Raw genomic sequence first — 26,217 nt, forward strand, 5'->3', positions numbered from 1 at the left:
CTTATTTCAGGAGTAAGGAGGGCTAAAGCGTTAAGGGTATTTGTCATTCCTGCCTTCGCAGGAATGACAAATACCCTTAACTAAATGGCCGTAGCAGTACTATTGTACTGAACAAACCTCGGTCTTCTCTGCAACTACTGCTTGTTCTTTGGGTTTTGCTTGTAATGCTCTGTTTAGTTCAGTTAAGGAAGCTACAAGATTAGCGTTTCTTGCTGACGTTAATTCTTCTTGCGTTAACCCTTGCACAGCTCTATCTGCCGCTAGATTATTACAAGCTATAAAGAAATTACCTTCTCTTTTAATTCGTATGCCTGGGGTACCTGGTCCACTATTTATAGCCAACGTATTGTCATCTAACTTAAAAATTACATAGTTTTCGTTAAGTTGGACAGATGTTTTCAGGGGAAAGGTTGCAAACCATTTCTTGGAATAATCGGAAGCGTCCAGGGTAACCTGTGTACCATTTTGCTTAGAAAAAGCTATCTCTTTATCGTTGTAGGAAAACGGTTGGCTTTTTTCATTTGCCACCTCTTTTTTGGGTTCTGTCTGTAATGCTTTTTTCAGTTCAGCTAAGGAAGTTGCAAGATTCGCGTTTCTTTCTAAGGCTAAATCTTCTTGCGTCACTGCTTTCATAGCTCTATCTGCCGCTTGATTATTACAAGCTATAAAGGAATTACCTTCTCTTTTAATTTGTATGCCTCGGGTACCTGGCCCACTATTCATAGCCAGAGTATTGTCATCTAATTTGAAAACGCTATATTTTTCATTAAGTTGAACAGGTGTTTTCAAAGGAAGTGTTGAAAACCACTTCTCGAAAGCGTCAGAAGAATCTAGAGTAACTTGTGTACCATTTTGCTTAGAAAAAGCTACCTCTTTAGCATCATAGGAAAACATCCGAATTTGCTGGTAAAAATCTTGGGCTTTTTGTAGTTCATCTTTCATAGTTTGCACAGCATCTTGAGGAGATTGATGTGGCTCAAGATAATTCGCTAGTTCACTTAGATAATCTTTGGGTAATTGACTTAAAAACCCATTAGGAGAGGTTCTGTTTCCTTGGACAAAAAGAGGTGCAAATTTTTTTATTTCTTTCTTAAATAAAAATCCCTGCTCATTAAGTTTATCAATAAACTCCAAAAACTTAGGATGCGTTGATGATTCTACTTTTGACGTATCCCATTCATAACCATAGGCTGCTCTAAGCTCAGATGAATACAAAGCTACAAGATTCGTAAACTGCTCATTGACTTTAAGGGAAGGTAAGATGTCAGCAAACTGTGCTTCAAAATTCTCAATGAGTAACTTTCCATAGAAATGATTTTGATAGCCGTGTCGTCCTGCATTGTCAGATTCGAGCTTTTGGACATAGGCTTCTTTCCACGTAGAGTAACTAACTTCTGATTTCTCTTGCATAATATATCCTTTGTTAATAGTTAGGTGGTAGCTAATGCAAAAGAATATCAATGTTGTATTAACGCAATATTAATAGAGATACGCATTGAAGCATGAATACCAATCAGATTGCTTTTATTTTACCACAGCAAAGGGGTGCCAGAAGAACATGCATCTGATGGACTAATATGACCATTAAATAAGTCGATAAGCATAGCTCTATCCTCTTCTTTCATTAAATTATATTGGCTGATTTTTGTTGTTATATATTCAAATAATGAGTTGATTAAAAATTCTAATTGCTCATGTCTTGCTAAATAAATGGTTTCCAAATCCGTCAACATAGACTCAATGGCATCTTTAAAGAGCTCTTCATCGGATTGACTCGTTTTATCAGCAGCTAAAACGAAACTATGATGATCATGAAAGAGCCTACTATGTTTGTGCAACAGGTAGGGGAGCCTTGTATTGGTTATTTCATGGCAGGGATAAATCTTTAAGGCTGTTTTATAAAGCGATTCAACACTAAGTACAACTGCTATAACTTTCTTTATTGGAGAATCGGGGTTCACTTCAAGAAACTCCCCCATAATCGTTAAGAGATTGGCTAATAATCTTTTTTTCCGTCTGGGATGAAAAGCATAAGTCTCGATATTTTCCATAGCATGAATAAATGCCTGCACCTTCGGATGCGACTCATTTAAGCCCTGACTGCTTTCAGATGATGAGGCAAAAAAAGCGAGTCCTGATCCGAAGCCGGAGTCTTTTAAAATTGACCTTGTTTGAACAGCCTCTTCCTGTGTCAAGGTTGAAATATCCGAGTTTTGCATTTGATCCCAATGCGCTAATACCTGCTCTTCATGGGCTAGAGTGGAGCCTAATTGAGGTGTTTGAGATTCTGAACTTATAGAATCACTGCGCTTGCGGGCTTTTTTATGCATCTCTGTTGCTAAGGTCTGAGAGGGCTGGGATTGTGTTGAGCCTGTCCGCAATCTTTTAGGTTCAATTAAGGGTAAATGGGTACTGGGAATACCTGTCTGAATATTGAGACTTAATAAAATCGCTCGTTTTTGCCAGGGCTTCCCTGCGTTGAAGAGTTCTCTTGCTCGATTATGAGAATGTTTTTCTTGTTTTAAATAACAGTCCGCAAGGTATTTCAAGGCTGGGGTCAATAGGTCTAATACCTCAGCTTCATCGCCTTGCTCAGCGCAATCAATAAGAGATTGTTTCACGTAAGATTTTTCATGCTCTCGAATTAGAAAACTAAGATCTGATGCGGGATATAAACGACTAAACTCACCAGAGCCAAGACTATATAATTTATCAACCATCTGCTCAATGCGTTCTGGATTTCTCATAAGCAGCCGTACAATATTTCCCAATGGGTTTGGCTCCATAGGGGCTTGCGGAACCTCAGATGAACTGGATGACGAAGTGGGTGTTGCTCTGCTAAGAGTTTGAATTGGAGCTTGCTGACTAGCTGATGCATGTGAGGACGAGGGAAAATGAGATGAGAGTTCTACTAGTTTGTTAAAATCTGATATGGCCTGACTAGCAGCAGGATTGTCCTCAATTATGGAATCTACGAGTGCCTGTCCTTGTGCAATTAAATAATTATTTGAGATACCATGCAATTTTACGTCGACTAAGAGAGCATAGCTTATTAATTCAAGCTGAGTAGGCGGATTATCCTGAGTCACTGCCAAGAGTTGGTATCTCTCAAGATGCGCCTTCATCTTAGCTAAAAACTCCTGTTTAGACGCTGTATCTTGTTTAAAATAGTAGAGGCGTTCAAGAAGATTTAAATAACCACAATGCATGTTTAGACCGATAGCTCCTGGCAATTTGGATTGAGTTGCAATAGCCAATTTCATTGCTCTGCAAGACTCATTTAATAAACGTTCATAATGAGGAGTGGTGACACCTAGTTCATCAGCAGTAGCAAACCATAAGTCACTTAAGAGTTCTAAATTTTCAGCTAATAATTTGTAGACAACAGTAACCTGTTGGGCTTTTGTAGTTCGCTTTTTTTCATTACGGATGTTCTCCCAGGAGTCACTCATCGAGATAACTCTATTCGTAATCGTGGTCAGCATTGAACGATAAAAAGATAAATTCTCTAGAAGCTCGTCATTAGTGACATTCACACTCTCTCTAACAAATTGATTGATTAGTTGAGATTGGGTGTACAGGACATCTGTTAGGGCATAAACATAGTGGTCACAAAACGCTATTGAGGTGAGTATTTTCGGGCTTTGATCGATTTGAGTCTCAAGGATAGCTAATCCCTTTAAATAATGAATCAAGGCCTTAGAATATTTTTTACTATTGTAATAACGATTGCCTGTTTTTTGATTGATGCTGTTAATGTAGTTTTTCATTTTCGCTCTAGGATAAAAATCTGGAATGACTGAACCCGCTAATATATAAAAGCAAGCTTAATTTTTTATTATGAAACCAGATTTTTTCTTAATAGAGACTATTTAGATCTGAAATAGCTGCAATATCCCTTAGCTGATGGTAATAAGTCAGCCTTAAATCCTGTCAGTGTGAGGAACGGAGTAGGGTCGTCTAGGGCATTTGTCATTCCCGCGAAGGCGGGAAACCATCTCTACATTGGCACTGTGCTTAGCGAGAAATAGTTTCCCGCCTTCGCGGGAATGACAAAATCTTCCTTAACATAATGGCAGTGCTGCGTGAAGTGACCTATTACAGCTGATATTGCCTCCTTTTTAATGTTATCCAGGACAAAAACTAGAAGGGAATTTCTTATCAATACATCCGCGTACATCAATTAAATTTTTAAATGCATCATCGAAGAAATTACCCGCTTTGGGTGCTGGCTTGTTACCTTCTTGTAAGGAATCAGTTCGTTGATTTTCGTTATGAGCTCCACCAACAGAATTACTGCACATCTGATCGCCTGCTGCATTGGCTGCATCATAATAACCATCAGATTCGCCTGGTGGTTTAATCCAGACATAGGCATCAATCGGCAATTGTAGATCTTGCTGAGCACTGTCTTTGTAGAGTGGATTAATCAATTTAGGATTAGACTCTGGCAACAATCCTAAGCCGGCAGAGGTTGGTTTCGCAGGAATTAACTTCCCAGGATTATCAGTCTCTACAGGCTGAATATTTTGCACGTTACACCAATTTCCACGATGATGTCGTTGATCAGCGCGTGAATAGTTAACTAGCTGATTGGTATTATTTTTCGCTAAATAATCATCATTATTAACTATCCATCCGTTGCGGCTAGTGTCAACTAGAAAATGCTTATTCGCATATTTTGCCTGAGAGGGTTGAACAATCCGATGATTATCGAGTTGCTGCAAGGTTCCATTGCTGCCTAGGCTCGCTATTTCGGCAACAAAAGAGGCCTCATCATAGGCATCATTCCAACTATAGTAGGGCGTCAGCATAATCCATTTAGAAGCTGTAGGGTTTTGATAATTTGGCAAATATTGATCGTAACTAAAGGCTTCATTTAAGGGGGTGTAATTGGATGTATTGCTAATAAATCCACGGAGCTTATTAAAACCAGCACCTAAAACATCACTATTATAGATATTCGCTACTTTATTCATATTGGTAGCCCAGCCTAACCATCCTGAATGGGCAATGTCGAGGTACATTGAAATATTAGCGCCTGGATTGCTAGAAAATTGCGATAAGGCATAGTTAACGCCCTGAGTATAGACTCCTGAACTTGCAGCAAGAGCACAGCGGCCACTATTCGCATTGGTGATTAAATTAGGTAAGGAATCGGGTTCAATAACCAATACAGTGCGCACATTCTCAGAGTTTGCTTGCTGGTAGAATTCGTCAAAAATTAATTTGATTTTATCAATATATTGAGTTTGATAATTAACCAAATCCTCAGGTTGTTTGAACTCTCCATTTGAGGAATAAGCATCACAATCACGCATAGGAAGATCATAAATAACAAAGCTAATAACCTGCGGTTTTTCGCTACTAGCCTGTTTTAATGCTTCCTCTAAATGATACTTAACACCATGTGTTCCTCGTGTAGGGTTATCTTCAATAGCAGCCTTATTATCGAGCCATATTGCAGTCGATATATTCCATTTGCCTTGGTTATCTAATAACCCCAGTGTTTGAGTTTTGTTTTTATAACTTGGATTTCTTTGGAAAAAGTCATTAACCTCTTGAACATAATCAGGATTAATATATCCCTTTGCACCGGAAAATGGATTCCCATCTGCAAAAGACGCGGAATATGCGGGGGTTAGTCTTGCTAAAGTAAAGAGTAAAACCCCTGCAAAATATACGGCGGAAAACAGTATTTTCAATGCAAAACTTTTCTTCATTTGCACTCCTTTAAGGTTGGATTTTATAGGAAATACCCCTATAAATTTAGGAGTATTGCCCTATATTATCTTCTTTTAAAAGTGCCTTAAAAACCTGTCTTTTGTAGCAGCACAGACAAACCTAAATACCCATGTTAGCGTTGTCGTCGTCATCAGCACCCTCCTTACTTTTATCATCACGCATAGTTTCGCATGCTGCTTTAGCTTGTTGCTGTAGTTGATATTGCTGGAATTGTTGTAGTTGCTGACGTAGATGTAGTTGCCGTCGTTGTAGTTGATGTAGTTGCTGCTGGTTTGGTTGTGGCTGTGTGTGCACGTGCGGTTGTGGATGCGGCTGTACGTGTGTTTGTGGATGTGGTTGCATGTGTGTTTGTGGATGTGGTTGCATGTGTGGTTGTGGATGCGGCTGCATGTGTGGTTGTGGATGCGGCTGCGGCTGCATGTGTGGTTGTGGATGCGGCTGCATGTGTGGTTGTGGATGCGGCTGCATGTGCGGTTGTGGATGCGGCTGCATGTGTGGTTGTGGATGCGGCTGCATGTGCGGTTGTGGATGCGGCTGCATGTGCGGTTGTGGATGCGGCTGCATGTGTGTTTGTGGATGTGGCTGTGTGTGCACCTGCGGTTGTAGATGCGGGTGCATGTGTGGTTGTGAATGTTTCTGCAGGAGTGGTTGTGGCTGCGGCTGTGGTTGTTGTGGATTTTGTAGATTACTAGGTGTTGCTTTAATACTGCCGGCTGAGCCAGACCCTGAACCTGAACCTCCTGCGCTAGGGTTGGCTTTGAGGGTATTTTGAGGGTTATGAGCTGCAGCGGCTCTAGCAGGAGCATCAGGCTCGATATCTGGGACATCATCAGAATCAGATTCAATGTCAGTCTCGGCATCAGGGTTGACCCAAATACCGGCATGATTACGATATTTTCTATTTCTAATATCAGAGTTTAATAAAACAGTGGTTTGCATAGAAGGATGATCCGTTGCTCTTTTATCACCAGCGCCAAGCTGAAGTTCTACGTGGTTTAATGTGCGGGCTTGCTCCATAGCAAAAGAATCATTGCTAGGGCCTAAAGTATTCGCTTGCATGAAGTAGGTAAATTTTGTTGCACCTGAAGAAGCTGGTGTTAGATAATCACCGCTATTTCCACCTATTGATGGGCTGGAAAAGTCCTGCGCCATTTTCTTAAAGTTAGTATCTCCTATATATCCAATAACCGTTCTCTCTGCTTTTACTCGTTCTGCATAATTTTCTAATAATTGTTCTGCACGCTCCTGATATGCTGCTATCTTATTAGGAATATGAGGAACTAAGACACTGTATTTCCCCTGCCCGGTTTCGAACATGATTTCACCTAATGTAAATCCAGCAGTAATTACTGCTCCCTGAAGGCTTATTGCATCTGACATGTCATCTCTAATGTAAAAATGCATGCTTTGCTTGTCGTCTGAATGACCATGACTATTCTTTCCCTGTATGTAGAATTTATGTAATTTATAAGTATCGGGGCGTATTCCTTGGTTGCTTACAGCAGCAGCAGCCGCAGCTGCTCCTGTTGGTGCTGCTGCCGTGTAACCTGTGGCAGCAGGAGGCTGAGAGCCTGGCAAAGTAAATTCCTGAGGCAAATTTTCTCTTTTACCTTCTACAACGGCTATGACCTGAGGATTTTCTCTATTTTCAAATAATTTGGGGAATGCTTCGTTATATGTAGTTACCTTAGGGAAGTGTTGTATTTTTGATGCCAAGAGGCTCATAGTGGTCGAGGGCATAGTGGTTGGCGTGTTCCCGCTATGGGGTTTATAACCGGCAGCTGTCTGTATCTTCTGATGGTATTTCGTAGAAAAATTTCGAGAGGCTTCCTGAGAGAATACTGCAACTTTAAATCCATCTTTCCAGGGTCCAGTACCAGAGCCGTTACCTACTATTTTGCGATATGCATGACTCATTGGCTGGGCGATCTTATCTCTAATATGTACGCTGTTGGATCTTGTTAGTTTATTGCCTTCTGCTTCTAGTTGTGTATCGGCTCTTTTGGGCGCGTATCCATTTGGGGCAGCGGTTTTCGCAGCGGCGGCAGCGCCAGAACCAGAACCTGAACCAGCGCCAGCAGCACTGGCGGTAGTAGGGGGGGGAGAATTATTTTTCTGTGTGGGGGGGGGCTTTGCAATCCCATTGTTACCAGCATTCGGGTTCTTACCTGGCATCATAATCTCCGATAAAAACTAACCGTCAATCGGATATTATGGTTTTTGTCGAATCAACGTGTCCTACCAATAATTATATTGCACGAAAAACAAACAATCAATTTGCTTAGTTCTCCAGGCTTGTTAAGAATTGCCAACAGTCGCTATTTTTTTTAAGATGAGTTAAACCTGTCTTTGGACTATAAAATGCCAAAAGAATCTTCAACTTGTAAAACCTTAGTTAGACTATGTACTGTTCTTTTTCTTCAAGTTTTTTTTCTAAAAGATATTCATGCGGCAGAAGTCTCTAAAATCAATACACGCAGCTCACCCTCAGAAACAGAATTTCTATTCATTGGTACCATGGAACATAGTAATACTATTAATAACTTATCTGAGAAGGGGTTATTTCATTCCTTGTTACTTGCGGATTACCTCTATAACAAAGGTATGCCAAGCAAGGGTAATACAGCAATGTATGCTTTATTTGATGTTGATTATCTGTCTCAAGGCCTGCCTGATTTAGCACCCCTACAAGCTCTGCAATATTATTCTGTCTACAAAATAGGCCATGGCAACGGCATAATCACATCGGCTTTAAAGCATAATTTTGCTGGTGATTGTGTTAATCCTGGTAACTGTAAGGTGGTAGATGACCTGATAAAATCCTCAAAAGGCAAACAAAGATATGTATTTTCTATGCCAAATGAAGATATCAATGACTTAGTTGCAGCCTTACAAGCTAAATATAGTAATTTTGAGTTTGATCCCATACCCGCTGACTCTACAAGCTACAATGTACTTTTATCAGTCTCAGACAAGAAATCAATCACTGCACAAACCATTAATGATGGTATTAGTACCCCCGATTCTTACCCTCCTCTTGTAAAACCCTTTAGCGACGATCCCAATTTCATTCAGGATGTTGGATTATTGCGGCACGGATCACCCACCGTTAAGTATTCTCCTTTAAAATCAGGGTTAAACAAGAATGAAACGGTTTATCTAGTGCGCCACGTCGAGAAATATGCAGATACGGGATTCGATATTTTTCCTGATGATGGGAACTATGGTTGTATTGGTGAATGGCGGGCTCTTTTTAATCCAGAATCACTGCATCAAATCCTGGGTTACACCTTACCGGATTTTCTTTATGCGCCAAATCCAACTCATTCTTATGGTAAGGCTTCCTATGTGCGAGCAACTACAAGCATTGCTCCTTACTCCATTAAATTCAATAAATTAGAATCCTTTGCCCCAGAGGAAATTGGTATTGACGGATTTAAGATGTATAAATATTTATTTTATGCAGACCAAGGCGGGCCAGACTTTAACGGTAAAACAATACTTGTCTCTTGGGAAAGTTTGAATATAGAAAAAATGATGTTAAGGCTTTCACTCGATTTTAAAAATAATCCTTTTAATTCAAAGGGTGGTATTTTAGGTTCTGGATGGCTAGATGGTTTTGAGAATGTCATTAAAATTGTCATTGATTCTGATGGAAATTTATCCGTTGAGAGTTTATATGAAGGTATTTCAACTACGGCATTAAGAGAATCCAAGGTTTGCCCAACGGGTTTTAGTTCCTAAAATAAGCAATCTGTAGGTAGAGAATATGGGGAATAACCAACTTATGAGTGCTTATTTTGCAGCTCTTAACCAAATCGATGAGTTAGTCTTCTTTATCTCTACTGAACTTACCATTATCGAAGTCAATTCAGCTGTCGAAAAATTTTTTAATTTAAGTAAGCAAGACTTTGAAAATCAAAGAATATCTCAGTTTTTAAATCAGCCGGATGAGATCTTTTCGTTTTTGAGCGCCAAAAACAATCTAAGAGATTTGAAAATACCAAAATCAACGATTCATCAAAAAGAAATAACCTGGGATGTCTGCCCAATATGGCGTGATGAGAACAATATAGACTGTTTTAGCCTGATTGGTCGTATAAATACTGATGAACCGCGGCAAGAATCTGAACGAATGAACGAACTGGAAACAATAATCGCGAATTTACCAGGCAATGTTTATTGGTTAGATAAAAATTGTGTTCAATTAGGCTGTAATGACAATGTTTTGAAAATGCTTGGAATCACCCTTGATGAATATGTGGGCAAAAGCTATGAAGAATTGGCTGAATACCTTAATTGGGACTGGGAACTTATCAATTCTTTCAAAAAGGCCGATTTAGAGGTGCTTGCAACCGGGAAGCCTATTTACAATGTTGAGGAATTACCTGTTAAACACACGGCCGGCCATATAGTTAACTATCTGACTACTCGTGTTCCCTTAAAAAATAAAGCAGGTGAGATTACTGGCGTTGCTGGGATATCAATTGATATTACTGAACGTAAAAAGATGAATACTATTTTGGCCAATATTATTGCTGAATGTACTCCTGGAATGCTTTATTGGAAAGATAAGGACGGTGTTTATTTAGGCTGTAACGACTTTATGATTAAAGAAGCAGGTATGCAATCCGCTTGTGATGTAGTAGGAAAAACGGATTACGATTTATGGCCGGCACAGGCTGCTGGGTTTAGAAAACATGATCTTGAGGTAATGAGGACGGGCAGCTCTGTTAGCATTGAAGAATATGTCACCTTAGCCAATGGTGAAAACAAATACTTTGCTACAGCTAAAATGCCTTTAAAAAATACCCATGGCGATATCATAGGTGTAATCGGTACGTCTCTTGATATTTCAGAAAGAAAAAAAATAGAGAGTGAGTTCCAGGTTGCAAAGAAGAAGGCTGAGGTTGCTAGTCAGGCCAAAGACGAGTTTTTACGTAATATAGAACACCAATTACGTACCCCCTTTAGCGGAATTTACTCCTTAGCTTTAATCGCTGCAGAGCAGGTAACTGATCCGCATATTAAAGATCTTCTAGTGACAACGGCACAATCAGGCGAAGAATTACTTTTGTTTATTAATGACATTATTGATTTTTCTCGAAGTGGGATGGACAGAAATGTCGTATTGGCTAAAAAATTTGATTTAAAACAATTGATTGAAAAAGCCATTATTATTGAAAAACCAGCAGCTATAGTGAAGCAACTCGAGATAAGTTATCACTATCCTAGCGAGCTCCCCTCTATTTTTATCTGTGATCCAAAACGCCTACAAAGAATCCTATTACATCTATTAAGTAATGCGATTAAATTTACTCCGAAGGGGCGTATTCATGTTGAAGTGAGGCTTGGTAAACAAGTTGATGAGAAAAAATATATTCTGCAAATCTTAGTATCTGATACTGGTATTGGTATCGCTAAAGAAGACCAAGAGTTTATCTATGAACAGTTTTATCGTGTTACGCCGGCTAACCAGAATAAATATGAGGGGGCTGGTTTAGGGCTTTCAGTGGTTAAACGATTATTAGACGATTTGGATGGCGAAATTCAGGTGCTTAGCGAATTAGGTCAAGGTTCAACTTTTATCTGTACTTTAGTTCTAATGCGCCCATTACTTGATGAGGCTATTGATGAAGAGAGCAATCCCAATAAATATTTTCTATTGAAAAAAAATGGCAAATAGACAATTAAGATATGTTTAGACCGGGTTTAAGCGCATAGGTAATAGGTCAGCCCTATCACCCTAATGCAACGTCATCCAGAGCGCAGCGAAGGATCTCCAGGATTAACACTGTGCCACATTCAGGAGATCCTTCGCTGCGCTCTGGATGACGTAGCGCTGAGACAAGGAGGGACGTGACCTATTAATGTCGTCAACTTAAGGAGTAATACCTCAGGTTTGAAGACGATATGTCCTCTCTCCCCTTGGGGAGAGAGTTAGAGACACTGCCATTAAGTTAAGCCCTACACCATTGCCTACGTCCCGCGGCTTGTCCGCGGGATCCCGTGGTTTAGCTAGATCCCTGGATCCCGCGGACAAGCCGCGGGACGTAGGCTCGGGAATAGTCCTTAAGTTGACGCCATTGCGTGACCTATTACGCGCATAATTTCTTCCAGACTTTAATCACTATTTCGGCTTCTTTTGCTGTAAAAGGCTTATTAAAATAGCCAACCATTCCATAAGCAATTGCTTTATTTTGATAGCCTTCTTCATTATGAGCAGTAACAGCCATAATAGGCGTCGTTTTGTTTAAATCACTGAGTTGTTTAATCTGATTCGTAACCTCAAAGCCATCAGGTCCGTCCCCAAGACCAATGTCCATTAAAATGATGTCATAACGAATAGTCATTGCTTTTTCCAATGCAGTAAAGCTATCCGCAGCAATATCAACCTTACAACCTTGGTTAACCATGTGAATAGTTGCCACTTTTTGTGCTAAAGGAGAATCTTCAACTACCAAGACAGAGATGGGATAACTCATTTTATCCTGAAAGCAATTAGTTAAATTAGAAATAGTATAGTTCAGGATCTGCTCGATTTTTAAATCTTTAAGTACAAAATCAGGCAAAGTTAGTCTTTTTATGGATCTGTACGGGCTGATTTTGGGGCAAAGGGAAAAACAAGAAGCCCTTCTTCCCTATGGGCACTACCATTAAGTTAAGGGATTTTATAACCGTTCGCGCTGAGGAGTGTGCGTAAGCACACGTCTCGAAGTGTCACCGTGCAAGGCTTCGAGACGGCCTAAAGGCCTCCTCAGCCCGAACGGCTTTAATGTAGCGTCCTTATCCATAACTGACGTAACTTAATGGCAGTGTCCCCTATGGGGAGAAGGTGCCCGAGCGGATGAAGGGAGGCTTCTCCCCTGATTAAAAAGTTAAAGGGATGATTTCAGGTAGGCTGCTATCCTTTAAATCGACAATATTGGATTTAACTTCTTGCATGCGCTCTTTCATCTGTTTAAACAGTTTAGGATCATATTTAACGCCTCTTTCTTCACGATTTGAAAGATTATCTTTAAAGAAATCGGTAAATTTCGCCACTGCAACGCTCAAAGACTCAATGAAGGTTAAAGAGCCCTTATTTTTAGAATCGATAATTTTTTGTGCTGCAGAAGAAAAGGTCATTCCTTCTGTCTTTAATAAGTTGAGAAGCGCAATATTGGTGCGCTCAACTGCCAGGGTAGACATCTGGATACTATTTAACATCTCCGGTGAAATTGCCGGTTTTTCGCTGATAAGATAAGACGCCACATGAAAATGATTATTAGAAATGGCTTCACGCAGATATTTAATTTTATCTGTATCGCTTAATTGATGATTTGTTTTATGCAATTGCTCCACAAGGACTTGGACTGTTCCCTTGCTTCCGCTTTTGACGGCATTTAATAAAGGATCGTTTGGCTTTCCTCTGTATGCCAAAATTGCTTCAGATATTCGCTCACTTAAGTTCTTTTTGATAGGAGCAGCCGCTGCTTCTCGGACTTCTTCAGAGATAGTTTTGTCGTCAGGCATTGCCCGTGCAATTAAGTGATTAATTCGCTGTTCTATACAATATTGCAATAACTCTGGGTTCCCACCCTTTGCTGCATAGGCAATATCACTAATGTTAAAAACATTATTTTCATCATCATAGCGTACTAACATTTTATTATATGAAGCGCTTATTTCCTGATCTTGCATCAAGACCTCAAAGGCTTCTTTTCTTCCGTGCTCAAGTGTTTGTTTAATGCAGGAATAGCGTTTATCCTTATCGTTGATTTCAGGCAAGAGCGCGCGTAAAGCCCGGGGATTATTATTTACTATCGCACTTCCGATGGCATCCCAGATATCAGTTGGTTTTCTCTTTAATAAATAGTCTATGATTGAACCGTCATTATCCCAGGCAGCGAAGGACAAGGTGGTAAATTTTTGATCCCCAGTGAAGGCTACAGCATTAACATCCGGTAAAAAGCGATCGTAAATTGAGGTAACCTCAGGAAAAGGCCTGTCCTTCAAATCTTCTGGATGTCGTATAACTTGCAGTTGCAGCCCCATATTCTTCCCGCTGAAAGTGAATACATTAGAGTGCAATTCTTTCACTAAGTCTTTTTCATTACTAAAGTATTTGTAACCTTCTGAGTAATTAGGGTCGTAAACGGCATAGACATTATTAATTTTTTGAATGGAAATTGCATGGTTCACACTACTAACTTGCATAACCTCATTATTTTTTAGTGCTAATTCCTGAAATACGGATTCCCAGTTTTTATCATTGGCAACCAATGCTAAATCAAAAGAAGATTTAAGCGCATGTCCATTAACAGATAACATTTCTATGGCATTAGTTTGTCTCAATTTCAAATTATACTTCTTGGGATCAAAGGTCGCTGCTACTCGCACGGCAAAGCGATCGATGTCTTCCTCGCTAATTCCTTCAACCTTGGTTCCATCTGCAATAAATTTAAGAATGTTTTGAAATTTGCCTAGTTCTCCTTTTAAGGCATATTCGGCATGAAGTGCAGCTAAACCATTGCAAACCCCTGTTTTATTCATGCGAAATGGTAAGTTTTGCTTTTCCAGATAGGCATTTAAATGTCGAATAATACGACCTTGATTAACATCTGTACCCATTTTCTTACTCCGCTTTTGTTTTAATTACATTATAAAAAACGGGTATTACCGCCAGCTTAATCATTAATGCCTTTTTGGAATAGGGCATTCCGATCAGGATTTGGAACTATTGTTGGATTAATTATTCCGAGCAATCCCTAGCCTGGATGCAGCATCGTTGCATCCAGGCTACATTTCATCAACAGGCCCGGGCAATACTTAATTGCGGCGTATCATCAATATCTCTTCTTAATTCTTGCAACTGCTGTTTAAAGTTGAACTGCTGTGCTTGTATTTGTGTTTGGGATGGGCAGATTTTATCGAGACAACTTTTAGCTTCTTTAGAGGTTACTTTAGCTTCTAAATTAGTCCTTAGACCCATACGTTCCATTTGATGATTTATATTAGTAAGGAGCTTGAAGGGAGTCCATGCCTTCTCAAGAGCAGGTAAAAATTGGTTAATTTGCGGAGTTGTTAACGTCCTAAGAAACTGATGTATAAATTTCTCTGATGTAAAGGAAAGTGATTTAAGTAAGGAACGTCCCTGCGCAGGCGATATCTGCTGCATTAACTCACCCAATTGCTCAGGGGTTTTTTCCATCTCTTTGATTGAGCCTTTCAGGGCTTTAAATGCTGCATTTTTTTGTTGATCGGTTAAGAGCTTATCCATTAGTTTATTGACATCGCTCATTGAGCCAATTAACGATTTCAGCCCTTGCTTATTTAAGACTGATTCAACTTTTTCTGCTGGAATATATCGCAGGATATTCCCTAGGTCCTCACTGTTTTTGACGATGTTAGGCAAATTTCCTTTAAATAAATCATAGGCAGATTTCCGTGATGCTTCAGACATGAAATGAAGTTGTTTGGCGAGAACTTTAGGGTTGTCAATTGTTTTAATATCGAGAATTAGCTCCCCATCATTTTGTTGATCAAGGTATTGGAGTAAATCAGGATGCAAGAGAACGTTTTCTTGTATAAAAGGGGTCATTAGGTTTTTTAAATTCCCATATTCAAGATATGGAATCATAGGTTTAATACTTTCTAGATTCGCAAGCATATTCTCCCGAAATAAACGCTTTTGTAGAGGGGTTGCATTCTCAGGAAAGTCACGAAGAAGGTTATAGACATTATTCCGAAAGATTTGAACAGGATTGGTTGGCGATAAATCATTACCTCGCTGAAATTGCTTGTTGATATATTGATTTATATTTTCAAATTCAATGATAAATTCTCTAATCGCTTCCGCCTGCGAAGTACGGTCACTTATAACTATATTGACCAAATGCTCCTTACTTGTGTAGCATTGTTTTAGCGCATGGAGGGCTTGTAGCTGTTTAGTGCTCAATGTTCCCAGGCGAGTTTGAAGATCGGGATACTTTTGAGCGACTAAAGCGAATAATTTTTCTTTTATCTCAGGCAAAATTTGCAGACGGCCATCGACACCAGGAAGAAATTTTTGTTGGACTACTTTGGGTACAAAGAAGACCGTATCATTATTATTTGCTGGTATATCTTCGAATGGAGATAAATTTCGTCTTTTAATAAAATTGAACATCCTTTGATGTAAAGTTCTATTTGCTTCGTTATGGTCAAATTTCGGGTAAGTATAAATTGATGTGTCACAATTGCTGGGGAAAAGAGGTGCCATTTGCCTAAAAAATTTTCCATGGAAAGGCATAGTTAGAACTGGATGTTTAGTATAAGCACCCAACATGACTTCGGCTTGAACTAAGTTTTGGAGGCCTGTTAAATCGCAGTTTTTAACGAACTCTGAACCATTTTTTTTGGCATTTTGTTTACTGTGGCCTGGAACCGGTTCCACCGCTAGTAGAGACATTGGTATGTTTAATTCATCAAGATGACGAGCCACTGAAAATGTAGTTACTGCTCCTCGACTAAACCCTGTCATATCAATAGAGTCCACTGGAATTAAGTCTTCACCCTCTGCTCCTTCTATAATAACGGCGTTACCAAACTTTTCTTGCAATTCATTAAGGGATAAGTAATTGTTTAAGTTAAAGCAGTTTTTGATATTTTTCCCCACCGTATCAAGATTAGGACTTATAAGGCCCATCAGCGTTGATCTTCCACCAATTTGACTATATTGGCAGCCGGAAAAGTAAACTCTGACGACATCTTCTTTATAGGGGACTGGGTCGGTATCACTAATCTCCTCAAACCGAGAATGCTCATCAGAAGCTTCTCCACCTGTGCCAGCAAAAACAAAAAGTATTTTCTTACCCATGATTATTCTCCAAGAGAATGACTGCTTATTGGTTAAATTATAAAAAATGGGCATTATCCTAGACTTAATTCGAAAAGACTTTTTGGCATATAGCATTCCAATCCGGATTGCTAGTAATAGGTTACCCCCATCCCGAATTCCCGCGGTCAAGCCGCGGGAATTCAATACTGGAGCGGAGGCGGACCTATTACGATTACTATTCGATTTACGAGTAGTTTTGCCCCAGAAATGGGGCAAGTGAGGATTTGAAAATAGGATTTCTAAGAACAAAATAAAACGGATATTTCTATGGCAAGGCCAAGAAAATCATCACAAGCATAATTAAGCCGGCAAACAATCCTGCAGCTGGCTGTGCATTCCATGTGGGTGACTGCCACATGCAGAACCATTCTCCACCAATAACAATAAAACCGACCATGTATAGAATAAAACCTAAGAATAATCCTATTATTGCCACATTCTTAGAGCTGTTAAATTCTGTGTCGCTTGCATTAATCTTGGATAAAAGTCGAAAACAACCCAGCCAGCAAAGAATAGCCGTCAACAATTCGCTGGCGATGATTAGATAATATATTCCAAGCTGAATTGAGGGATTTGTAATTGCGCGTCGCTTTAATATCGGGACATCAAAGGTGGTATCCATGCTTAATACATGTTGTACTGCAGGGAAGTTAGAGGTGTATTCAATTAGATTATCAAAGGCCACCAGGCTAAAAAATAAAGCAATTGATCCAACTAAACCTAGTTTTACATAGCGCAAATTCATATCATCCCTAGCAATAAGCAAATATCACTAATCATATGCACTAAAAAGACTACAAGCAACGTAGGGCGAGGGTGTTATTGCATTAGAGTTCAAGACAGAGCAAAAACTGGGCTCATTGGCGAGCAAGCGAAATCGGATTGCTTTTCTATATCGCTAAAAAATAGATGAGGATTTCTAGTTCGTTTTCTTTCTGTCTTTATTGACTCCTCAGAGGCCTTTTTAAACGAAGTAGAGGCTAGGGTATACACAGTTCCCCCACCTAGAGCCGTTAACCCTATGCCTGCTCGGCTTATTGCTGGAATAGACGGTAATCTTATTGGCGATAGAAACAGAAAAGTACTTATTGTCAGCATGATATATTTATAGATATTTAAGCCACACTTTATGCCTTGAACCAAGAGGGGTACCGGGCTAGATTCTGAGAATTTTGCAATTGCTTGCTCATGCTCATAATGCAAATAGTCTAAATAATCTCGAAGACTATAATATTCATCAGATTTTTCTAAATTTATTAGTTTTTCTTCTAACAAATCCATTTCTTTTGCCAGTAGCGCTATTTCCACCTTCTTTTGAGCAATAGTTAATTGATGTTGCTTATTAATTTCATCATAAATTTTTGTTATCAAAGTACTAAGAAAATAAATACTGCAAAATACCGTTATAACAATTAAAACGGGAGGATTGATTGCAGCTATCGCCAAGGCACCAATATAAGGGTTAATGCCATCAATTAAGGCACTCAATAGCACTGACAAAAAAGATAGAGTTTTACTTAGAGTAGTTTGCTTTATGATTTTCCTGCGTAATTCTTCAATTTGATCGAATTCTTTCAGATCCGCGATTTCGTTTAACAGCGTTTTAGCATCATTGAGCATTTTATCTTGCTGATTTAAGCGATAGCGACTCCAAATACGGTTTATTAGGGAAACCACTCCTATCACTAAACCGAGAGGGATAATTAACTGACGTATATCTACAATATCAAGCAAATGAAGTAAGGTTAAGGTGCTTGTCACACCCCGTAAGGCATTGCGCAAGCTTTTCAAGGCGTCCCTGATATAAGGCCATAGAATAGCGATAAAACGTTTAATAGGATTCTTATCGTCTTTATCTAAGCGAGAGGCTAAAAAGGCAAAACCCACAAAACTGATGGTACTAATTGCGGTAAGCGCAGCACCTAAGGGAGAGCTTATCCACTCTTGCATTGCTATTGCTGCTGACTCACTATTTTGTAGAACAATATCAAAATAATATTTGATCATAGACATGGAAAGTTTGCCGCTATCTATAGCGAGATAAATACTATAGAAAGAAACAAATTTTTGAGATTTTTTAGAAGATGTGGAAGCCATTACTAGTCGTAATCAATCGGCTAAGGGCGGTAGAATATATAGAAGAAAAAAATAAAATACAACTGGCTAGGATCTGCCACAAGTTAAAACCGCTACCTCAAAACCGTTCGGGCTGAGGAGGCCTTTAGGCCGTCTCGAAGCCTTGCACAGTGCTTGCCGCACAGACCTCTCAAAGAACGGTTTTCATTACTTCCTTCGCTTAAGCGTGGAGAAAAGGTGTCTGAAGGATAGATGAGGGGTTTCTAGTTCAAAGTTTGCCCCAAAGAGGCTTAGTTGCTCAGCGCGAACGGATGTAAATGCCCTTTAAATTTTTTAAACTTACAATCCTTCACTAGGCTTAAATAGTTGAAATACCTCCTTAATGATCGATAACTGGTTTAATTCTGGAATAACAATAAAGCGTTTTAATTGCGAAGATTTATTGCAAAAACGCTGTAATGATTTGGTTCTAAATAAAATATCTTTACCACCAACGATAACGTTAAAGGGTATTCTCAAATTACTAATGCTATTTTGGGGATCTTGTGGAGTTAGCGCCTCTGCCATTTCATTAGTATATCGAGTAGTTAATAAAGGATCTTTTTTCAGCATTCGCTTATTAACCCTTAATGTGACCACATAATCATTTTTATAATAACTATGACTACTCCATCTATTTATCCCGAACTGACGTAAAGTTAGTTGCCCTAATCGTGGCATTAGGGCAGTTTCTTGAGGTGTTTCAGATAGAAAGCCTACTGGTATGATATGGTTCCAGGTATTTTTAAAATAACGCTTGAGGATAAACGAAAAATATTTATTAAAGATTAATTAGCTGGTAGCTGATCTATCTACCACTACTTATTTGAGAATTAATATCAGCTCTGGCACCTAAGTGTTTTATATGGATTAGAGACTCTGGCTCAGAGGATTTTTAAGAGAGGATAACTCCTTCTTTTTCTCACAAGGGCGGTTGTCTTCATCTTTTGATTGTGTACAACCCCCTCTGAAAAATCTTAGTGGCGTTTCGCTGGTTTTTTTAAATATTGCCTGTTGAACCACACCGCCAATCACCGGTCCTTCAACGAAGCATAATGCCTGTAATTCTCTTTCCATAATATACATGCTTTGCACATCGATAAAGCTCATAATTTTTTGTAAACGTTCTTTCCTTTTGGATTTATTACCGAACCCAACAAGATAGCTTAGGGATTCTAGATGATGTTTCTCGAGCCGTACTACATCTGCCAAGGTAACTGTTTTGTGCACATCAGTGATGAGGCATGAGTTATAAAGAATAGCCAGATCCGCGTTGTGTACCGCTCTATCGTCTGCTACTTTCAAACCGACGATAGCGCTGATCAATGCTATTTCAGCAACCGTGTTTATTGACGTATCTATCGTGTCAAGCCTTCTTGAAAACTGGTCAAGAATATGAATTATTTCTCCCAAATCAACAATACAGCCATCACCACCTCTAATCGCATAAAAAACACTGCAGAGCTCATGTAAGTCATATTTTATTTCTTTTGCCTGGAGCATCGCCAATATAGTTTTCTCATACCATCTGTACTGCTCCATTCTAAGTCCAAAAAAATGTACGGGGATAGGTGGTAGCTGGGACATTATTGTTGATAAGTCGAACTGCTCTTCCAGTTTCAATTCATCTGCAGAAGAAACAACTGTTCCATCAGTTTTTTTTAGCATATTAAATACCAGTTTTAATTAAAAATTTTGCAATTATAAATTAATCAATAAGCTAATAATACTGAAATAGTGTTTTATGTAAACGGCAGGTCTGTATTCCCTTGAGACGCTAGATTTTACCTGATTTGGATGCGACTGATTATATTCAGAAAAATGCATTAAATTTGCTTATTTAAAGAACTAGTCCATACTTATTCTGTATAAATTTTAATCACTTTAACATGGTTAAGCAAAAGGAGTTGTCTATGAAAGTTAAATCATTAGCTGCTGGTTTAATAATAGCTAGTAGTTTCGTTTTAGCAGTTGGGTCAGTTCAAGCAGCCTCATGTTATAACTACAAACCGGGTTGGCATATGGTTCCCAAAAAATGTCATATTAAACCTGCAGAAAATTGGCAGGAATATACTAGTGGCGTTTATACACAACCAACAGCGCGAGGTTTATTCTAGGATTAGTGATAGAAGGTTGTCATCTTCGCTCCCGCGAGGATGGCAACGATTTACTGAACAAATCAACGATAAATTTTCTGCAAACTACAGAAACCCTCAAAAACCCACAAGATCAAGAAAAACAAACAACCTTGTACAACCTGTTAACCAATGAAGTTGCTAATTTAAATTCAAATGCGAAGGGCTCGAGAGAGGTTAGTCGACTATAACTGTAATAAATACGTAACTCATTTAACAAAAGCCTAAGGAAAGACTTATATCATCGCTATAAAGGGTTTGCGGCAGGCAATTAGATTCTAAGCAGAGCGCATTAAATACCTGGCGTTTTCTTCATCCAATTTGATACTTATCGTTCAATTTTGTTCAATTACAAAATTGAAATCTAAGTAATAAAACGCCAGGTATTTAATGCGCTTTGCTGGATACCTAAGGCGCGAGTGACTGTGCGGGTAACTCCTGTAAATCCTTTCTAATAAGCTTGGCTATCTGTTCGCCAGTGGTTCCCCGATTTTTTAAGTAGGCTGCTAATTCAGCCGATGAATCGTTGTTGCGAGCAATTTCTTCTATTTCTTTGCGCATGCCATCGCCTATCCAAAGACCGAAGCCTGTCTCTTGTGTTTTATAATAAAGCCGCAATGGCCAACCTAAGGTCTTATCTTTCTCTTCATCACCTGAAAGTACTAATATGATATTTGGTGTAACTAGGTAGCATGTTTTCGAACGGGCAGGACCTCTTGGTTCGCTGGGGCTGAAAAATAAAGATTGAACCATTATGTAACTCTTGTGACTAAAAAAGAGCATTATTGTACGTCGATGAATCAAAGAAAATCAATGTTGTGCAAAACCTCATTGATTCAGTGAGCTCCTTTATTAGTCTTTTGACGCTTTCTGGATAGGAGTTAAAGAACACAAGCTAGTAAAGGTCTGCATCTCGGTTGTCTTTTTTTGATAGTAATTATTAGCTGATCAATGCAATCATGGTGGAACAAGGCTAGGGAAAATGTCATGAGTAAAGAAAAAAAGTATTTTGAAATTAATAAAGCATTGTGGAACGAAAAAACAAAGCATCATATCGTTTCCTCCTTTTATGATGTAGAAGGTTTTATTGCCGGTAAAACCTCCCTTAAAGACCCTGAGTTAGAGTTATTGGGCGATGTTCGTGGACTATCAATACTACATTTACAATGCCATTTTGGATTAGATAGCCTATCTCTAGCGAGGATGGGGGCTCAGGTGGTTGGGACAGATATTGCGGATAAAGCTATTGCTTATGCGGTGGAGCTAGCTCATAAAAACGATCTATCAGCTAAATTTGTTTGCTCAGATACTTATTCTGTACCTAAGCTGATACAAGAAAAATTCGATATAGTCTTTACAAGTTATGGCGTAATAGGCTGGTTACCTGATATGCAGCTTTGGGCGCAAGTCATTAGTAAAATGTTAAAGCCAGGTGGTAAGTTAGTTTTTGTTGAATTTCATCCAGTAGTTTGGATGTTTGATAATGATTTCACTAAGATTCAACATTCCTATTTCAATACAGGACCTATTATTGAAACCCTTAAAGGGACCTATGCTAACAAAGATGCCGATATGGAAATGAAGGAAATAGGTTGGAATCATCCTATGAGTGAGGTAATACAAAGTCTTATTGATGCTAAATTGCGAATAGAAGTATTAAAAGAATATGATTATGTGGAATATGATTGTTTTAGTAATCTAGTACAAGTCGCTGAAAATAAATGGCAGATAGAAAACATGAAGGCTAAGCTCCCCCTTATGTATGCACTGCAGGCAGTAAAACGAACTTAGGCTGGGCTTGTCAGTCCAATCGCACTTAGAACGCTATACAAAAAATGCTTTTTGTCCCCTCTCCACCGCGCGCAGCATAGAGGACAATGCATCTAAGCCGATTCCAGAGTAGTCACGAATTTAAAAAATTTATCAGTTTCTATAATTTCTTCACGTTCTTTGAATGATAGAAGAGTATTAGCAACGCTTGAACTATCTCCATGTATTTGGATTGCTTTTAGTGTTTGCTGCATTGCTTTCATCGCAGCGCGTTGTAAATCAGAAGGGATAATGGCGATACTATAACCCATTTGCCTTAATTCCTCAGAGGATACCAGCGGCGTTTTGCCACCATAAAACATATTAATAACTTTGGGTTCTGTGATAAGGGTTGCTATTTTTTCAATCTGCTCAACTGTTTCGGGAGCCTCTACAAAAATCATATCTGCTCCAGCTTCTAAATAATATTTTGCTCTTTCAATGGCGCTAGAAAAGCCTTCTACAGCGATTGCATCTGTTCTAGCAATAATAAGAAAATCAGTTTGTGAGCGGGCTTTAATTGCCGTACGGATTTTAATACCCATCTCTTCTTTAGGAATTAAGGTTTTCCCCGATAGGTGTCCGCACCGTTTAGGAAAGGTTTGATCTTCAAGGTGTATTGCGGCAACTCCTGCTTGTTCAAACTCTTGAACTGTGCGTACAGTATTCAATTCATTGCCAAAACCTGTATCAGCATCAGCAATCACGGGTAAATGAGTGGCGTTAGCAATTTCCTGCATTCGTTGTGCTACTTCAGTTAAAGAAAGTAACCCTATATCAGGTCTACCCGTACTCCGGGCTATTGCACCTCCACTTGCATAGATTGCTTTAAAACCTTCTTGGGTGGCTAGCTTTGCTGAAAGTCCATCAAAAACCCCTGGGGCAGTAACCAGTTCATCAGCAAATAATGATCTTAGTAGTTTTCCTTTCACTCGACACTCCTTCTTAAAACTCATTGGTAAAGAGTATATACCCTAATCTTTGTTAAAAATTTCAGAAATAAAACCATTTACTTGCATTTGCCACAATTTATAGAAATGCCCATTTTTATTTTCCAGTAATTGATTTAATGCGCCATCTTCTACAATAGCACCATCTACAAAAACCAAAATTCTATCCATTTCTTTTAATGTAGATAAACGGTGGGCAATAACAATAACGGTCTTATTTATCATAACTTCATGCAAGGCTTGATGAATATCGTCTTCTGTTTGCGAGTCTAGCGACGAAGTTGCTTCATCCAACAGTAAAATGGGCGCATTTTTTAAAAATGCACGGGCGATAGCAATACGCTGTTTTTGTCCGCCAGAGAGTTTAACACCTCGCTCCCCAACCAGAGACTCATATTTCTGAGGTAAATCCATAATAAAGTCATGACAATGCGCTTTTCTAGCTGCATCGATAACTTCTTCCTCGGTTGCATCAGCTCGGGCGAATCGGATGTTATCCCTAATTGTTCGGTGAAAGAGTTCTGGTTCCTGCGGAATAGTCGCAATTTGCGATCGCAACGAGCCTTGAGTGACCTTTTTTATATCTTGATTGTCTATAAAAATAGTGCCTAGCTGTATATCGAGAAGCCGTAAAATTAATTTAATAAACGTAGACTTACCGCCACCAGAGTAGCCAACCAAGCCAACTTTTTCTCCTGGCCTTAAAGAAACAGTCAAGTTTTTAAACAATTCAGCTCTATTCTCATAATGAAAAGACACCTCTTGAAACCTAATTTCCCCCTTATGGATCTTGAGTAGGGTCGCATCAGGTTGGTCTTTAACTTCATGGGACTGTCTTATAAGGCTTAATGCCTGATTGCAGGTTCCAACTACTTTGGAATAACGCTGCATCTGTTTTCCCATATCGTGGACGCCCCAAGTAAATGAAATTGACAAGGTTAGGACTAAAGCAAAATCCCCTGCGCTTACCCATCCTTCTTGCAATCCCCAAATAAGCATTAGCAGCATGGCGCCAATAAGAATTGAAGCACCAAGACCCTGAAGCAGATTAGTCTTCAAATTAAACCAAGATAATTTTCGATCGCTCTTAACAACTTCATCTAAGGTAGTATCAATGTTTGAAATTTCATGGCGCACATTATCAAACAGTTTTACACTCATGACATTCGAAATACTATCGGCAACAGAGCCCGATAATCTGGAAATATTTTCTGAGAAATCTCTCGAGTAATTTTCTGCCCTTTTTGAAGCCAAATATGAAAGCAATACAAAGACAAGAGCCCAAACAAACAAAATAATGCCAAATATTGGATGAACAACTGTAAATAGGGTTCCACTAGCAATCAAAGCAGCAAACACCCTCGGATAAAACCATTCATTCGGAATAGTCACCAAGGGCTCAATATTTTCCATCAAGTCCGTAATTTTTTTTGTCAAAGCACCAGAAAAATTGTTGTGAAAAAAAGTATAGGAGTGATTAAGTAAATACTGCAGCAAATCTTTCTCAATTGTGGCTCTAAGATAGGGGTACAACTGTAAATTAACATAATCATACAAACGAAAGTTCAGATTAATCACTAAGCTCATAGAGGCATAGAGAATAGCTGGAAAAATAATGGCATGAAGTAGCTTGTCTTGGTTGTGTGAATATTGAACAACATTATCTACAATCACTTTTAGCAAATAAGGGGTTAATGACATATCGATTGCCCACAGCAAGGCAACCAAAACAAACCCAGCTAAATAACGTTTTTTATCTTTCAAATAATGCCAAATAAAGCCCAGCAATGAGTGGGCAATTTCTGGTGAGCTACTATGAGGCATTATTACTACTCCTAATCGGTTCATCCAGGCTAAATATTAATCCAAGAGTAGCTTACAACCCTATTTTGGTAAACTTAAAGCTACTGTCTTTAATTTTATTATTTATCTGGGTTATTGCTTTTCCTCTATTCGCAGAAAGGACTTGCTTGGTGGCTGCTAAAGAGATATGCGGTGTATAATTTGCCGGAATAATATCCGCATACATTTTGAAATTAGTATGATAGTCCTTATTGTATTTTTCGAGTAATAAATTTAGTTTTAAGTTAATGTTTTTAAGTTCGTTTTTAGTTGGTTCGTCCGGAAATAAAACAATGGCATTGCGGGTGCATTTTTTATTATTTTTTGTGGGATTAGGGCATGATGGAGACACTTTGTAAATGCCTGATTCTCCAAAAAAATAATTTAATGATGATTCTGACTTTAATTCATTTTTCATCATTTTTATTAGATTTTTATCGGATTTTCCGTCTTTAATCCATCCTGCCGTAACATGGTAATTAGGCTTGTTAATTTTCTTTGTAATATTATCTTTTTCAATAACAGTATCCTTTACAAATTGCTCATATATCTTTGATTTTCCATCTGGGTTGACACGCAATAGTAAAACAAGATCAGTTGGCTTTGCTGCAAAAGAAAGAGAAATTTCTACTAAAAAAAGACAAGCAATTAATATTTTATTCATAGTCAACTCCAATAAGGTTTATTAAACAATATCAATAAAATATTAATTAGTGCTTAGTCGGTCTTCGTAAATCGTGGCTTTGCAGTAAAAAAGCAT

The 26,217-nt window shown here is 38.8% G+C and carries 20 protein-coding genes; 5 read left to right on the forward strand and 15 right to left on the reverse strand.

Annotation, left to right across the window (positions count from 1 at the left end):
- Positions 1-99: 99 nt before the first annotated feature.
- The 4 genes from BN1094_RS03475 to BN1094_RS19450 form a co-directional block, all read right to left on the reverse strand.
- Positions 100-1,410 carry a hypothetical protein gene (locus BN1094_RS03475; RefSeq protein WP_043872975.1) on the reverse strand — a complete coding sequence of 437 codons (1,311 nt, stop codon included), beginning with the start codon at positions 1,408-1,410 and terminating at the stop codon, positions 100-102.
- A 119-nt stretch (positions 1,411-1,529) separates the two neighbouring features.
- Positions 1,530-3,770 carry a hypothetical protein gene (locus tag BN1094_RS03480; RefSeq protein ID WP_043872976.1) on the reverse strand — a complete coding sequence of 747 codons (2,241 nt, stop codon included), beginning with the start codon at positions 3,768-3,770 and terminating at the stop codon, positions 1,530-1,532.
- 357 nt (positions 3,771-4,127) lie between these two features.
- Positions 4,128-5,723: a glycoside hydrolase family 6 protein gene (locus BN1094_RS03485; protein WP_052403113.1), complete on the reverse strand. Its 1,596-nt coding sequence runs from the start codon at positions 5,721-5,723 to the stop codon at positions 4,128-4,130.
- A gap of 121 nt (positions 5,724-5,844) precedes the next feature.
- Positions 5,845-7,923 (reverse strand): hypothetical protein, encoded by a 2,079-nt coding sequence (locus BN1094_RS19450; protein WP_141650412.1) that lies wholly within the window; start codon positions 7,921-7,923, stop codon positions 5,845-5,847.
- Positions 7,924-8,106: 183 nt separating this feature from the next.
- Here BN1094_RS19450 and BN1094_RS03495 point away from each other — a divergent pair, with 183 nt between their 5' ends.
- Both BN1094_RS03495 and BN1094_RS03500 read left to right on the forward strand, forming a co-directional pair.
- Positions 8,107-9,489 (forward strand): hypothetical protein, encoded by a 1,383-nt coding sequence (locus tag BN1094_RS03495; RefSeq protein ID WP_043872978.1) that lies wholly within the window; start codon positions 8,107-8,109, stop codon positions 9,487-9,489.
- Positions 9,490-9,514: 25 nt separating this feature from the next.
- Entirely contained in the window at positions 9,515-11,431 is a 1,917-nt protein-coding gene (locus BN1094_RS03500) for a PAS domain-containing protein (protein ID WP_043872979.1), read from the forward strand.
- A 412-nt stretch (positions 11,432-11,843) separates the two neighbouring features.
- Here the strand turns inward: BN1094_RS03500 and BN1094_RS03505 are convergent, their stop codons facing one another.
- The 7 genes from BN1094_RS03505 to BN1094_RS03535 form a co-directional block, all read right to left on the reverse strand.
- Positions 11,844-12,317: a response regulator gene (locus BN1094_RS03505; protein WP_043872980.1), complete on the reverse strand. Its 474-nt coding sequence runs from the start codon at positions 12,315-12,317 to the stop codon at positions 11,844-11,846.
- A gap of 298 nt (positions 12,318-12,615) precedes the next feature.
- Positions 12,616-14,358 (reverse strand): hypothetical protein, encoded by a 1,743-nt coding sequence (locus BN1094_RS03510; RefSeq protein ID WP_043872981.1) that lies wholly within the window; start codon positions 14,356-14,358, stop codon positions 12,616-12,618.
- Positions 14,359-14,536: 178 nt separating this feature from the next.
- On the reverse strand, positions 14,537-16,855 hold the full coding sequence (locus BN1094_RS03515; protein WP_218054599.1) for a hypothetical protein: 2,319 nt from the start codon (positions 16,853-16,855) through the stop codon (positions 14,537-14,539).
- Positions 16,856-16,871: 16 nt separating this feature from the next.
- The gene (locus BN1094_RS03520) at positions 16,872-17,351 is read right to left on the reverse strand and encodes a DUF2165 family protein (RefSeq protein WP_043872983.1); all 480 of its coding nucleotides are present in this window, start codon (positions 17,349-17,351) and stop codon (positions 16,872-16,874) included.
- A gap of 89 nt (positions 17,352-17,440) precedes the next feature.
- Positions 17,441-18,619 carry a hypothetical protein gene (locus tag BN1094_RS03525; RefSeq protein WP_141650413.1) on the reverse strand — a complete coding sequence of 393 codons (1,179 nt, stop codon included), beginning with the start codon at positions 18,617-18,619 and terminating at the stop codon, positions 17,441-17,443.
- Positions 18,620-19,021: 402 nt separating this feature from the next.
- Complete coding sequence (locus tag BN1094_RS03530; protein WP_043872984.1) at positions 19,022-19,294, reverse strand: alpha/beta fold hydrolase; 273 nt, start codon at positions 19,292-19,294, stop codon at positions 19,022-19,024.
- Between the two features lie 297 nt (positions 19,295-19,591).
- Positions 19,592-20,389 carry a hypothetical protein gene (locus tag BN1094_RS03535; RefSeq protein WP_043872985.1) on the reverse strand — a complete coding sequence of 266 codons (798 nt, stop codon included), beginning with the start codon at positions 20,387-20,389 and terminating at the stop codon, positions 19,592-19,594.
- 245 nt (positions 20,390-20,634) lie between these two features.
- Between BN1094_RS03535 and BN1094_RS03540 the strand changes: the two genes are divergently transcribed.
- Positions 20,635-20,838 (forward strand): hypothetical protein, encoded by a 204-nt coding sequence (locus tag BN1094_RS03540; RefSeq protein WP_043872986.1) that lies wholly within the window; start codon positions 20,635-20,637, stop codon positions 20,836-20,838.
- A 5-nt stretch (positions 20,839-20,843) separates the two neighbouring features.
- Complete coding sequence (locus BN1094_RS03545; RefSeq protein ID WP_043872987.1) at positions 20,844-21,047, forward strand: hypothetical protein; 204 nt, start codon at positions 20,844-20,846, stop codon at positions 21,045-21,047.
- Positions 21,048-21,264: 217 nt separating this feature from the next.
- Here BN1094_RS03545 and BN1094_RS03550 read toward each other — a convergent pair whose 3' ends face one another.
- Positions 21,265-21,609, reverse strand: a complete 345-nt coding sequence (locus BN1094_RS03550) for a hypothetical protein (RefSeq protein WP_043872988.1) — start codon at positions 21,607-21,609, stop codon at positions 21,265-21,267.
- 234 nt (positions 21,610-21,843) lie between these two features.
- Between BN1094_RS03550 and BN1094_RS03555 the strand changes: the two genes are divergently transcribed.
- Positions 21,844-22,647 (forward strand): class I SAM-dependent methyltransferase, encoded by an 804-nt coding sequence (locus BN1094_RS03555; protein ID WP_043872989.1) that lies wholly within the window; start codon positions 21,844-21,846, stop codon positions 22,645-22,647.
- A 92-nt stretch (positions 22,648-22,739) separates the two neighbouring features.
- On the opposite strand, the gene BN1094_RS03560 is transcribed toward BN1094_RS03555, so the two are convergent.
- From BN1094_RS03560 to BN1094_RS03570, 3 genes are read right to left on the reverse strand one after another with little or no spacing between them, the layout of a single operon-like run.
- Positions 22,740-23,597 (reverse strand): isocitrate lyase/PEP mutase family protein, encoded by an 858-nt coding sequence (locus BN1094_RS03560; protein WP_218054600.1) that lies wholly within the window; start codon positions 23,595-23,597, stop codon positions 22,740-22,742.
- Positions 23,598-23,639: 42 nt separating this feature from the next.
- On the reverse strand, positions 23,640-25,439 hold the full coding sequence (locus BN1094_RS03565; RefSeq protein WP_043872991.1) for an ABC transporter ATP-binding protein: 1,800 nt from the start codon (positions 25,437-25,439) through the stop codon (positions 23,640-23,642).
- Between the two features lie 52 nt (positions 25,440-25,491).
- Positions 25,492-26,121 carry a hypothetical protein gene (locus tag BN1094_RS03570; protein ID WP_043872992.1) on the reverse strand — a complete coding sequence of 210 codons (630 nt, stop codon included), beginning with the start codon at positions 26,119-26,121 and terminating at the stop codon, positions 25,492-25,494.
- Between the last annotated feature and the right edge of the window lie 96 nt (positions 26,122-26,217).

The sequence above is a fragment of the Legionella massiliensis genome (assembly GCF_000756815.1).
Classification (GTDB): domain Bacteria; phylum Pseudomonadota; class Gammaproteobacteria; order Legionellales; family Legionellaceae; genus Tatlockia; species Tatlockia massiliensis.

What these genes read in the sequence shown, in the direction of transcription:
- BN1094_RS03520 (WP_043872983.1), bottom strand. Translation starts at nt 17,351, where the DNA reads ATGAATTTGCGCTATGTAAAACTAGGTTTAGTTGGATCAATTGCTTTA.
- BN1094_RS03510 (WP_043872981.1), bottom strand. Translation starts at nt 14,358, where the DNA reads ATGGGTACAGATGTTAATCAAGGTCGTATTATTCGACATTTAAATGCC.
- BN1094_RS03485 (WP_052403113.1), bottom strand. Translation starts at nt 5,723, where the DNA reads ATGAAGAAAAGTTTTGCATTGAAAATACTGTTTTCCGCCGTATATTTT.
- BN1094_RS19450 (WP_141650412.1), bottom strand. Translation starts at nt 7,923, where the DNA reads ATGATGCCAGGTAAGAACCCGAATGCTGGTAACAATGGGATTGCAAAG.
- BN1094_RS03495 (WP_043872978.1), top strand. Translation starts at nt 8,107, where the DNA reads ATGCCAAAAGAATCTTCAACTTGTAAAACCTTAGTTAGACTATGTACT.
- BN1094_RS03525 (WP_141650413.1), bottom strand. Translation starts at nt 18,619, where the DNA reads ATGTCTATGATCAAATATTATTTTGATATTGTTCTACAAAATAGTGAG.
- BN1094_RS03530 (WP_043872984.1), bottom strand. Translation starts at nt 19,294, where the DNA reads ATGCTGAAAAAAGATCCTTTATTAACTACTCGATATACTAATGAAATG.
- BN1094_RS03500 (WP_043872979.1), top strand. Translation starts at nt 9,515, where the DNA reads ATGGGGAATAACCAACTTATGAGTGCTTATTTTGCAGCTCTTAACCAA.
- BN1094_RS03475 (WP_043872975.1), bottom strand. Translation starts at nt 1,410, where the DNA reads ATGCAAGAGAAATCAGAAGTTAGTTACTCTACGTGGAAAGAAGCCTAT.
- BN1094_RS03480 (WP_043872976.1), bottom strand. Translation starts at nt 3,770, where the DNA reads ATGAAAAACTACATTAACAGCATCAATCAAAAAACAGGCAATCGTTAT.
- BN1094_RS03550 (WP_043872988.1), bottom strand. Translation starts at nt 21,609, where the DNA reads ATGGTTCAATCTTTATTTTTCAGCCCCAGCGAACCAAGAGGTCCTGCC.
- BN1094_RS03540 (WP_043872986.1), top strand. Translation starts at nt 20,635, where the DNA reads ATGAAAGTTAAATCATTAGCTGCTGGTTTAATAATAGCTAGTAGTTTC.
- BN1094_RS03555 (WP_043872989.1), top strand. Translation starts at nt 21,844, where the DNA reads ATGAGTAAAGAAAAAAAGTATTTTGAAATTAATAAAGCATTGTGGAAC.
- BN1094_RS03565 (WP_043872991.1), bottom strand. Translation starts at nt 25,439, where the DNA reads ATGCCTCATAGTAGCTCACCAGAAATTGCCCACTCATTGCTGGGCTTT.
- BN1094_RS03535 (WP_043872985.1), bottom strand. Translation starts at nt 20,389, where the DNA reads ATGCTAAAAAAAACTGATGGAACAGTTGTTTCTTCTGCAGATGAATTG.
- BN1094_RS03570 (WP_043872992.1), bottom strand. Translation starts at nt 26,121, where the DNA reads ATGAATAAAATATTAATTGCTTGTCTTTTTTTAGTAGAAATTTCTCTT.